Here is an 11,211-nt window from a genome sequence, read left to right as displayed (position 1 = left end):
GTCCACCCATTCACGCACACCGCGACCGCGCCCGCGCGGGCCCTCACCCTCGAGGACCCCGACGGGTATCAGGTGGAGCTGGCCACCTACACCCCGGGGGGCGCCCCGACCCGGTAACCGGGCAGCTCGGCTGTGGGAGCTCACCACGGCTCTTGAGTCCCGTCAGCGATCAGCGGCGACGGAGATGCCGCGTGTCCGCCGTACGAGCGACTGATTCACCATCTGTGGATCAGGCAGGCGGAGTGGGTACTTCGAGCCGGATCAGGACGCCCTTCGACGTCGGGGTATTGCTGATGTCGGCGACGCTGTCGAGCGGGACGAGCACGTTCGTCTCCGGGTAGTACGCCGCCGCGGACCCTCGGGCGGCCGGGTAGCCGACGAGCCGGAACCCTGCAGCCCGGCGCTCGGTGCCATCCCGCCATACGCTGACGAGATCGACCAAGTCACCGTCGGCGAACCCGAGCCCGGCGATGTCCTCGGGATTGACCATGACGATCCGGCGGGCGTTGTGGATGCCCCGGTAGCGATCGTTCATCGAGTACGGGATGGTGTTCCACTGGTCGTGAGAGCGCAGCGACTGCAGGATCAGGTGGCCGGGTGGGGTCTGCAGCCACTCCAGCTCGTTGCACGTGAACACCGCCCGCCCGCTCGGCGTCGGATACACGCCGGAGTTCACCGGGTTCGGCAGCGTGAAGCCACCTGGCTGCTTGATCCGCTCGTTGAAGTCCTCGAAGCCGGGCACCACGCGGGAGATCCGGTCCCGGATCAGGTCGTAGTCGTCCTCGAACGCCGCCCAGGGAATCGCCGGCAGGTCGCCGAGTGTGCGCTGCGCGAGCCGGGCGACGATTGCGACCTCGCTGAGCAGGTGTGGTGACGCCGGCGGCAACTTGCCGCGGGATCTGTGGACTGCGCTCATCGAGTCCTCGACGGTGACGTACTGCTCGCCGGTCGCCTGGATGTCGCGGTCACTGCGGCCCAGCGTCGGCAGGATGAAGGCGGTTTCACCGGTGACAGTGTGGGAGCGGTTGAGCTTTGTGGAGACCTGCACGGTGAGGGCACACCTGCGCAAGGCCTCCTCGGTGATCTCGCTGTCCGGTGTCGCCCGGACGAAGTTCCCGGCGACACCGACGAAAACCCGCGCCTTCCCGTCCCGCATCGCCCGGATGGCATCGACCGAGTCCAGGCCGTGCGCTCGCGGTGGGTCGAACCCGAACTCGTCGCCGAGTGCGTCCAGGAACCAGTCGGGCATCCGTTCCCAGATTCCCATCGTCCGGTCGCCCTGGACGTTCGAGTGACCCCGGACCGGGCAGACGCCGGCACCTGGTTTACCGATGTTGCCGCGCAGCATCAGGAAGTTGACCACCTCGCGGACGGTCGGCACACCGTGCTTGTGCTGGGTCAGCCCCATCGCCCAGCAGACGATTACGGACCGGCTGGCGAGGACGTCGCGGTGCACGTCCTCGATCTGGCCCCGGGTCAGGCCGGTGGCTTCGAGGGCGTGCTCCCAGGTGATCGTGCGAGCGTGGTCGGCGTACGCCTCGAAGCCGGTGGTGTGGTTCGCGATGTAGTCCCGGTCGAGTGCGTCGTCGTCCAGCAGCCGACGGTTGAGCATCTGGAACAGCGCCAGGTCGCCGCCGGGACGGATCTGCAGGAACCGGTCGGCGATCGCCGTACCGCGACCCACGATGCCGCTCGGTTTCTGCGGATTCCTGAACCGCATCAGGCCTGCCTCGGGCAGCGTGTTCACCGCGATCACCCGGCCACCGGTGCGCTTCGTCCGTTCCAGCGCCGAGAGCATCCGCGGATGGTTGGTGCCGGGGTTCTGCCCGACGACGAAGACCAGGTCGGCGTTGTAGATGTCCTCAAGCTGCACGCTGCCCTTACCGATGCCGAGCGTCTGGCTGAGCGCCGAACCGCTGGACTCGTGGCACATGTTCGAGCAGTCCGGCAGGTTGTTCGTGCCGAAGGCCCGCGCGAACAGCTGGAGCAGGAAGGCCGCCTCGTTGTTGAGCCGTCCCGAGACGTAGAACAGCGCCTCGTCGGGCGATCCGAGTCCGTTGAGCTCGTCCGCGATGCCCCTGAACGCGTCATCCCAGTCGATCGGCTCGTAGTGCGTGGCTCCGGGACGTTTCACCATCGGTTCGGTCAGCCGGCCCTGCTGGTTGAGCCAGTAGTCGGACTTGCCGTCCAGCTCGTCGATCGAGTGCCGCGCGAAGAAGTCGCGGGTGACGCGGCGGGTGGTCGCCTCGTCGTTGATGTGTTTCGCGCCGTTCTCGCAGTACTCGTTCCGGTGCCGGCGCTCCGGTTCCGGCCAGGCGCATCCCGGGCAGTCAATTCCCTCGGCCTGATTGAGGTTGAGCAGGGTGAGCGCCGTACGGCGAACCGTCGTCTGCTCCAGTGAGTACTGAATCGCATGCGCGACAGCCGGCAGACCGGCCGCGTACTGCTTCGGCGGACCGGCTGTCAGGTTCTCCTGAGGATCGTCGACGGCATCCATCCGAAGTTCGTCTCCGTTCTCGTGCGACAGGCAGGATCGGGGTCGGGTACCGGAAGGGGCCTCCGGCACCCGACCCCGGACCGATGGGGACAGCTCACCCGGGCACGGGTTTCCCCACCGGTGGTTCTGCGAGCCCGGTGCGGCCCGGGGCAGGTAGCACCCGCGCGGCATCGCCGACCGTCACGACGGAACCGGTGACCAGTACGAGAGCGTCGGACGGCTGCGCCGGCAACCACGCCGCCAGCGCGCGAGCCTTGTCGAGGGCCGTCGGCACGTTGAACGCGATATGGACACGCTGTGCACCGAACACCTGGCGGGCGATCGCGGCGAGTCTCGTCGGCGGAAGGCTTCGCGGACTCGAATTCCGGGTGCAGACGGCCACGTCGACGACGGGCTCGAGTTCGCGCAGGATGTCCTCGACGTTCTTGTCCGCCATCGCAGCGATGACGGCAAAGGTCCGGCGAGGTGCGAGTTCGGTCAGGGATTCGGCCAGCGCACGGGCTCCGTGGGGATTGTGCGCGGCGTCCAGAATCACCGGCGGGTCACCTGGGCGGACGTCGAAGCGACCCGGCGACGTCACGCGGCCCAGGACGGCTTGCACCACACCGAAGTCCAGTTGCCGCCCCAACGCTGCTTCCGCCGCGACGACGGCGGAAGCAGCGTTCTCTGCCTGATGGCGGCCGTGCAACGCCAGGAACACGTTGCTGTACGTGCTGTGGAGTCCTCGTACCGAAACGACCTGGCCGCCCTCGACGACCGTCCTTCGCAGCAGACAGAAGTCCTCGCCCTCGACGACGAGTCGCGCAGCCACTTCGCGAGCACGTGCCCGAAGCACCTCCGCGACCTCCGCAGGCTGACGAGCGCTGACGGCGACGGACCCCGGCTTGATGATGCCGGCCTTCTCGCCGGCGATCGCGGCCGCAGTCGGGCCGAGATAGTCGGTGTGATCGAGGTCCACCGGGAGAACCACGGCGACCTCGGCGTCGATGACGTTCGTCGCGTCCCATCGCCCACCCATGCCGACCTCGACCACGGCGACGTCAACCGCCGCATCGGCGAACGCACGGTAGGCCATGGCCACCGTCATCTCGAAGAACGACAACGGATGGGGCATGGTCGCGTCGACGAGCTCGGCCTGTTTCCCAACGGCACTGTAGGCCGACCGGAACGCAGGCACAGCGATGACCTCTTCGGCGATGCCGATGCGTTCCCGGATGCTCGTCAGGTGTGGACTGGTGAGCCGTCCCGTGTGTTCGCCGGACGCGGCGAGCAGTGCCTCGATCATCCGGGCCGTGCTTGTCTTGCCGTTGGTCCCCGTGATGTGGACGCTGCGGAACCTGCGCTGCGGATCGCCCAGCATGCGCATCACGTTGACGATCCGATCGAGGGACGGATCGAGCTGCGTCTCCGGCCACCGCGCCAGCAGCCGCGTCTCGATTTCGCGCATCGACGGCCTGGTTGTCATCGAACTCCCCATTCCTGCGCTCGGGTCACGGGACGGGCCACCAGGTGACCGCGACCTCCGTCCAGGCGCTCCAGCTGAGCCACGCGCCACGTCTCCGTCTCGGCGATCTGGTTGAAGGTGAACAGGTGCAGACCGGCGATGTGCATGTCCTCGCGACCGAGCGTCGGCGCCGCACGACCGAGGAGTCGGAGCGGGTCATATCCACCGGGTGCGGCAATCCTGGCGAAGAGCCCGCCGTTCTTCGCCAGGAACCGGGCGGACTCGCCGACCCCGATCTTCGGTGCCATGCGCAGTAATCGGGCACGTTCGACCGGCCCGGGCAGGCCGACGAGAATCGGCAGCTGGACGCCGCGCGTACGAACGCGACGTACCCAGGACGCCAGCAAGTGTGGATCGAACGTCAGGTTGCTGACCAGCAGAGTGGCATGGCTTCGCTTGTCCCACATGGCCTGGATCGTCAGGTCGTCGTTGATGGCCGGGTGCGACTCCGGGTATCCGGCGATCCCGATCTCGGTGAACGGATGCCCCGTTCGCGTCAACTCCGCCAGCACCTGCAATGCGCAGTCGTAGGCGCCGGCCGGGTCGGCGTCTCCGCCGGGCACGAACACCTTCGTGATGCCGGCACTGTGCAACCTGCTGGTGATCTCCGCCAGTCGCCCCGGTCCGTCGATCATCCGCGCGGCAAGATGCGGCACGACGTCGTACCGCAGTTCCGCCAAACGCTCGGCGACCTGGAGCGTCGCGTCCAGCCCCTTCGACGGCGATGCCGTGACCGTGACCGTCGCTCCGCTCGGCAGACCGGCACACACCTCGTCCACGACACCCGCGGTCGGGAGAACCTCGTACCGCACCCGGCTCAACAGTGCTCGGAGTACGTCGGCACGCGTAGGTCGAGCCATCATCGGTGCCCGGCTGTCGCGATGCGCCCTGCAACCCGGACAGCCGCGGCCGCCGGGGCGACCGCATGGACGCGGACGCCCCAGGCTCCAGCCGAAGCCGCTACCGCCGCAACCGCGCTCGAGGCGTCGTCGCGATCCAGCGCCCGGTCCGGGGCGAGTCCGCCGTAATTCACGCAGTCAGCCAGGAACCGCTTGCGGGAGGCGCCGATGAGAATCGGGAAGCCGAGCGCGCACAGCGCCGGTACAGCGGCAAGCAATGCCCAGTTGTGCTCGGCGGTCTTGGCGAACCCCAACCCCGGGTCGAGCACGATGTTCTCGCCCCGGACGCCCGCGGCCGATGCCGCGTCCACTCGCCTCGTCAGTTCGTCACTGACGTCGTCGACCACGGAGTCGTAGCTGGCGAACGCGTCCATGACCGCCGAAGGCGCGCGCCAGTGCATCAAGATGCAGGGAGCTCCGGAATCAGCGAGTAGGGGCAGCATTGCGGGATCGGCCAGCCCACCGGACACGTCGTTGACCAGTTCGGCGCCGGCTTCGAGCGCTCTCTCGGCAACGCTCGCGCGCATCGTGTCCACTGACACTCTGACACCTGCACCGCTCAACGCGTCGATCACGGGGATCACCCGTCGCAGTTCCTCGGCCTCGTCCACCCGCACGGCGCCGGGCCGCGTGGACTCACCTCCGACGTCGACGAAATCCGCGCCCTGCTCGACCAGCTTCAGGCCGCGGGCGATCGCCGCGTCCGAACCGTCGTGCTGCCCGCCGTCGGAGAACGAGTCCGGAGTGACGTTCAGGACGCCGAGGACCTGGCACCGCGACGCGTGCGTGTGCTGAGCCGTCGCCGCGTCGGCGACCTGCAGCCCTCTCATGCCACCACCTCGGTACGGCGGTCGCGGCCGGCGGGGAGCTGGTTGCGCTCGGCGATCTCGACGATGTTCATCAACAGCATGGCGCGTGTCATCGGGCCGACGCCGCCCGTCGCCGGGCTGACCTTGCCGGCCACCGCGTCGACCTCGGGGTGGACGTCTCCGAGGATGCCCTCGACCGTTCGGGTGACACCGACCGAAAGGACGGTGGCCCCGGGACTGATCCAGTCGGGCCTGACGAGATGTGCCACGCCGGCCGCCGCGACGACCACCTCCGAAGCACGCGCATGGGCGGCGATGTCGACGGTTGCCTCGTGGCACAGGGTGACCGTGGCATGCTCGCTGCGGCGGGTGAGCATCAGGCCCAGCGGCCGGCCGACGGTCAGACCGCAGCCGATCACACAGAACCGCTTCCCGGTGATCTCGACGTCGTGCCGGCGGAGCAGCTCGATGATTCCCCGCGGTGTGCACGGCAGCGGGCCGGGGATCCCGAGCACCAGCTTGCCGAGGTTTGTGGGATGCAGGCCGTCGGCGTCCTTCGCAGGGTCGATCAGCTGCAGGACCCGGTGCGTGTCGACGTGCGGCGGCAACGGCAGCTGGACGATGAACCCGGTACAGGCCGGGTCCTCGTTGAGCCACCGGACCGCGGCCTCGATCTCGTCCTGCGTCGCCGACGCCGCAAGTTCCACCCGGATCGAGGTGATGCCGACATCGGCACAGTCGCGGTGCTTGCCCGCGACGTAGGCATGGCTCCCCGGGTCGTCACCGACCAGGATCGTGCCGAGTCCTGGCCGGATCCCCTGCGTACGCAGCAGAGCGATGCGCGCCGCGAGCTGTGTCTTCAGATCGCCCGCGACCTTGCGTCCGTCAATCCTTGTTGCGATGGCCACCGCACGCCCTTCCGATTCTCGTGGGACAGGCGATCAGACCGGGACGGCAGCGTTGAGCTGCCGGCGCCAGCGACCGAACAGACGTGCCTGGTTCATGCCCAGGACCCCGACGGGGACGTCGCCGCGGCGGTATACGGCCAGCAGGTTGTGACTGTCCGCCGCCCCTTCCTCGACGGTGACCGAGTCGGCTTCGATGACATGCCCGGCGAACTGGATCCGGACGTCGTACTGGTCGGACCAGAAGTAGGGGATGCCGGCCAGGCGGTCCGTGCTCGAGCCGTCCCCGCCGAGCAGGGCCGCGACGGCGATGGCCGGACGTTCCATGGCGCCGGTCCAGTGCTCGACCCGGTGCGTGCGGCCGAGCCGCTGGTCGTACCACGCTGCGCAGTCGCCGACCGCCAGCACGCCGGGGATGCCGGTGCGACCCTGGTGATCACACTCGATCCCGTTGCCGAGGGCAACGCCGGATCGGATCAGCCATTCGACGTTGGGAATCGCGCCGATGCCGACGACGACGACGTCGGCCGGTAGCAGCGTGCCGTCGACGAGCTGAACAGCCTCGACGCGACCGGTGCCGACGATGCGCTCCACACCGACGCCGCAGCGCAACGCCACTCCGTTCGCTTCGTGCAGCCCGCTCACCACGGCACCCATCTGCGTACCCAGTGGTCCGGCGAGCGGCGAAGCCATCGCCTCGACCACTGTCACGTCGAGGCCGAGCGCCTTTGCGGTCGCGGCCACCTCACCGCCGATGAAGCCGGCACCGATGACGACCAGACGCGCACCCGGCAGCAACTCCGAACGCAATGCAGCGGCGTCCTCGATCGTCCGCAGCGAATGCACGCCGGCCAGCTGCCGGGTCCCAGGCAACGCCCTGGCGCGTGCGCCGGTCGCAATGACCACCGCGTCGCTGCCGATTCGGGTGCCGTCGGCGAGGACCACCTCGCGCGTCGCCGGGTTCAGCGACACCGCGGGTGATCCGAGCAGCCAGCGCGCGTCGAGATCGTCGTCGGCCGACTCGAGCGTCAGTACGTCGGCCTCGATCTTGCCGGCCAGGAACTCCTTGGACAGCGGCGGCCGGTCGTAGGGCCGCGCCCGTTCGTCGCCGATGACCACGACCTCGCCGTCGTACCCCTGCGTCCGCAGAGCCTGCGCCGTGTACAGACCGGCGAGCGACGCGCCGACGATCGTGACGGCCCTCATGACTTCGATCCGAACGTGACGCCCGGCGGCAGGTTGGGCTGGGCGTCGGACAACTCGACGCAGATGTGATCGTCCTCGATGTGCACCGTGTGCGTGCGGATCGGCAGCTTGGCCGGCGGTGCGTCGACCGCGCCTGTCCGCAGATCGAACTTCGAGGCGTGCAGCGGGCACTCGATCTCGCAGCCCTCGAGCCAGCCGTCGGCCAGTGACGCGTCCTGGTGGGTGCAGGTGTCGTCGACGGCGAAGACCTCGCCGTCGTCGGTGTGGAACACGGCGATGGGCGGCTCGGCGTCGACGCGCAGAGCCTCTCCGGGCGGAAGTGCGGAGAGGGGACAGACTCGGATCATTTTCTCCACCTTTGATGCGAATAGCACAACGAGGCGCGCAATGCGCAACAGTTTGAGAACCGCCAGCGGCCGCTGTCAAGAGGCCGCGCGAGGTCCGGCCTGAAATCGAGGCAGGCCCTCCTGGGGTTGAGACCCCTCACCCCTGTAGGGTTGCGCTATGAGCAACGGGGAGCAGAATTCGACCGGACGAGGGAGCGCTCGCGGCGACAGCCAAGGAGGCGTGCAGTCTGTCGACCGGGCCATCACCGTGCTCGAGATCCTCGCGCGCGAGGGTCATGCGGGTGTCAGCGAGGTCGCCGCGGAGATCGGCGTACACAAGTCGACGGCGTTCCGGCTGCTCGCGGCACTCGAAGAGCGCGACCTCGTCGAACAGAACACCGAGCGCGGGAAGTACCAGCTCGCCTTCGGCATCCTCCGGCTGGCCAGCGCGATCCCGACCCGCATCGACCTGGTACACCAGGCGCAGCCGATCATGGACGCGCTCGCGCTGCAGTTCGACGAAACGATCAACCTCGCGGTGGTGCGCGAGCACTACGCGGTGAACGTGCAGCAGGCGCGCGGCTCGGCCGCCGTGGCGAGCCAGAACTGGGTCGGTCAGCTGACCCCCTTGCATGCGACGTCCAGCGGGAAGCTCCTGCTCGCATTCATGTCCGACGAGCAGCGCAATTCCATCCTCGACCGGGCGGGCCAGCCGCGGCTCACGGAGAACACCGTGACCTCACGACAGGAACTGCTCGACCAGTTGGCCGAAATCCGCGAGAACGGCTTCGCGACCGCCTTCGAGGAGCTCGAGGTCGGCCTGAACGCCGCAGCCGTCCCGATCCGCGACCACACCGGAGCGGTCGTCGCAGCGATGAGCGCCTCCGGCCCGACCTTCCGCTACGACAGGGCGCGGATCAAGGACACCGAAGCCGACCTCAGGCTGGCCGGCAGCCGCATCAGCCACCGCATGGGCTGGCTCGGCTAGACACCCCCGCCGGCCAGGCCGCCCGGTCGCCGCCGCTCACCTCATCGCTTCTCCACGGTGCTCATGCACCGGGCCGCTCGACTGCAGCTCACGCCGACGTCACTTTGTTGCGCCGATCTGTCGTGCCGTGACGCCTAAGTTTCATTTGGCGCGAACTGTTGCGAATCACACAACCCAGTCCTACAGTCGGGAAAACCCGGGCACGTGGAACCCCACTGAAGGGACTCTTCGCAATGTCAACCACCCCTGAGAATCAGTCCACGCCGGATCGCGCGGAACGCTTCCTCCGCCTGCCCGCGGACAGACCGGTGCTGGCCACGTCGGCCGCCCTGGCCCTGGGCTTCATCCTGTGGGGCATCGTCGACAACAAAGGGCTGGCCGGCGTCGCCGGCGATGCGCTGGCCTGGGTGATCAAGAGCTTCGGATGGCTCTTCGTCCTGGCGAGCGCAGGCTTCGTCGTCCTCGCGCTCGTGCTGGCCTGCAGCCGCTACGGCCGCATCCGGCTCGGCCGCGACGACGAGCGCCCCGAGTTCAAGACGGTCAGCTGGATCACGATGATGTTCAGCGCAGGCATGGGCATCGGCCTGATGTTCTACGGCGTCGCCGAGCCGCTGTCTCACCTGAGTGAGCCACCGATGGGCCTGGCCGAACCCAACAGCCAGAAGGGCGCCGAACTCGCCATGCAGTACTCGTTCTTCCACTGGGCCTTCCACCCGTGGGCGATGTACGCCGTCATCGGCCTGGCGCTGGCCTACTTCTCGTTCCGCCATGGCCGCGCGAACCTGATCAGCTCGACGTTCTTCCCCCTGCTGGGCAAGCGCTCGGAGGGCAACGCGGGGCGGGCCATCGACTCCTTCGCGATCCTCGCGACCCTGTTCGGATCGGCGACATCCCTCGGCCTCGGCGCGCTGCAGATCAACTCGGGCCTCAACCAGCTGTACGACGTGCCGAAGTCCACCCCGATCGCCATCGCCATCATCGCGCTGCTCACGCTGGCGTTCATCGTCTCGGCGGTCAGCGGTGTGCACCGCGGCGTCCAGTACCTGTCCAATCTGAACATGGTGCTCGCCGTCGCCCTGCTGTTCTTCCTCTTCGTGGTGGGACCGACGGTCTTCGTCCTCAGCACGTTCACGGAGTCGGTCGGTGACTACTTCGCCCAGATCGTCCCGATGAGCTTCCGGGCCGGCGCCTTCGGCGGGCAGGACTGGCTCGGCGGTTGGACCATCTTCTACTGGGCATGGTGGATGTCGTGGACGCCGTTCGTCGGCGCCTTCATCGCCCGGATCTCCCGGGGCCGTACGATCCGCGAGTTCGTCTTCGGCGTCGTCCTCGCTCCGAGCCTGGTCACCTTCGTCTGGTTCTCCATCCTGGGCGGCATTTCGATCAACCTGCAGCTCGGCGGCGTCAATCTGGCCGGGGCGCTGGAGCAGGGACAGGAGACGGCCCTGTTCGAACTCCTGCGTCAGTACCCGTGGTTCGCGCTCACGGCATCGGTCGTCATTCTCCTGGTGGCGTTCTTCTTCGTCTCCGGCGCGGATGCCGCCTCGCTCGTGATGGCCATGCTGTCGTGCCGTGGCTGTCGTGAGCCGCGCAACCTGGTGACGATCTTCTGGGGTGTGATGACCGGCGCTGTGGCCGGCATCCTGCTGCTCGCCGGCGGCCTGTCGGCTCTCCAGACGCTGTGCATCCTGGCCGCCTTCCCGTTCATGTTCGTGATGATCGGGGCAGCCGTCTCGCTGGTGAAGGAGCTCCGGAACGAGCCGGACCCGGCTCCGCGTCCAGGTCGCCGCACGATCAGTACCACGGTCGAGGAGCTGGACGACAAGGCGCTGTCCGCGCCGGCCAACGGCTCCACTCCGGAGACCTCGCCGACACCTGTCGGCTGAGCGTCTGACGGCCGCCGTCCGGCCGGGAGAAGGGGCCCGCCCAGGGCCCTTCTCCCGGCCTGTCCGCGTTGTCCGGACGCGACCCTCGAACGGCGCAAAGACGCCGAAATCGACCCCGGCACCCTCTTGACCTGATAGTTCCAACCAGGCACGCTGTTGCGTATCGCTCAGCTAGTTGTGTAATACGCAAA

At 68.2% G+C, this 11,211-nt stretch carries 9 protein-coding genes; 2 read left to right on the top strand and 7 right to left on the bottom strand.

Translation table 11 applies throughout. From position 1 onward, the window contains the following. Positions 1 to 229: 229 nt before the first annotated feature. From E1218_RS01415 to E1218_RS01385, 7 genes are all read right to left on the bottom strand, one after another. The gene (locus tag E1218_RS01415) at positions 230 to 2,497 is read right to left on the bottom strand and encodes an FdhF/YdeP family oxidoreductase (protein WP_132315351.1); all 2,268 of its coding nucleotides are present in this window, start codon (positions 2,495 to 2,497) and stop codon (positions 230 to 232) included. A gap of 94 nt (positions 2,498 to 2,591) precedes the next feature. Beyond that, positions 2,592 to 3,962, bottom strand: a complete 1,371-nt coding sequence (locus E1218_RS01410) for a bifunctional folylpolyglutamate synthase/dihydrofolate synthase (RefSeq protein WP_202865702.1) — start codon at positions 3,960 to 3,962, stop codon at positions 2,592 to 2,594. Beyond that, positions 3,959 to 4,813 (bottom strand): methylenetetrahydrofolate reductase, encoded by an 855-nt coding sequence (locus E1218_RS01405; protein ID WP_202865701.1) that lies wholly within the window; start codon positions 4,811 to 4,813, stop codon positions 3,959 to 3,961. The genes E1218_RS01410 and E1218_RS01405 overlap by 4 nt, the downstream gene beginning before the upstream one ends. A 47-nt stretch (positions 4,814 to 4,860) precedes the next feature. Continuing rightward, positions 4,861 to 5,730 (bottom strand): dihydropteroate synthase, encoded by an 870-nt coding sequence (gene folP / locus E1218_RS01400; protein ID WP_132315345.1) that lies wholly within the window; start codon positions 5,728 to 5,730, stop codon positions 4,861 to 4,863. Further along, on the bottom strand, positions 5,727 to 6,617 hold the full coding sequence (locus E1218_RS01395) for a bifunctional methylenetetrahydrofolate dehydrogenase/methenyltetrahydrofolate cyclohydrolase (RefSeq protein WP_132315343.1): 891 nt from the start codon (positions 6,615 to 6,617) through the stop codon (positions 5,727 to 5,729). Before E1218_RS01395 ends, folP begins: the two co-directional genes overlap by 4 nt. Positions 6,618 to 6,650: 33 nt before the next feature. After that, positions 6,651 to 7,820, bottom strand: coding sequence for an NAD(P)/FAD-dependent oxidoreductase (locus E1218_RS01390; protein ID WP_132315341.1), 1,170 nt, complete (start codon positions 7,818 to 7,820; stop codon positions 6,651 to 6,653). Beyond that, positions 7,817 to 8,167 (bottom strand): bifunctional 3-phenylpropionate/cinnamic acid dioxygenase ferredoxin subunit, encoded by a 351-nt coding sequence (locus E1218_RS01385; protein ID WP_132315339.1) that lies wholly within the window; start codon positions 8,165 to 8,167, stop codon positions 7,817 to 7,819. Before E1218_RS01385 ends, E1218_RS01390 begins: the two co-directional genes overlap by 4 nt. 220 nt (positions 8,168 to 8,387) lie before the next feature. On the opposite strand from E1218_RS01385, the gene E1218_RS01380 reads away from it, so the two are divergent. Both E1218_RS01380 and E1218_RS01375 read left to right on the top strand, forming a co-directional pair. After that, positions 8,388 to 9,134 (top strand): IclR family transcriptional regulator, encoded by a 747-nt coding sequence (locus tag E1218_RS01380; protein WP_202865700.1) that lies wholly within the window; start codon positions 8,388 to 8,390, stop codon positions 9,132 to 9,134. 233 nt (positions 9,135 to 9,367) lie between these two features. Then, on the top strand, positions 9,368 to 11,020 hold the full coding sequence (locus tag E1218_RS01375) for a BCCT family transporter (protein ID WP_132315335.1): 1,653 nt from the start codon (positions 9,368 to 9,370) through the stop codon (positions 11,018 to 11,020). Positions 11,021 to 11,211: the final 191 nt, after the last annotated feature.

It is taken from the genome of Kribbella turkmenica, assembly GCF_004348725.1.
In the GTDB taxonomy this organism is placed as follows: domain Bacteria; phylum Actinomycetota; class Actinomycetes; order Propionibacteriales; family Kribbellaceae; genus Kribbella; species Kribbella turkmenica.
The sequence above is the reverse complement of the archived record's forward strand: the minus strand, read 5'-3'. Positions and strand labels throughout refer to the sequence as shown.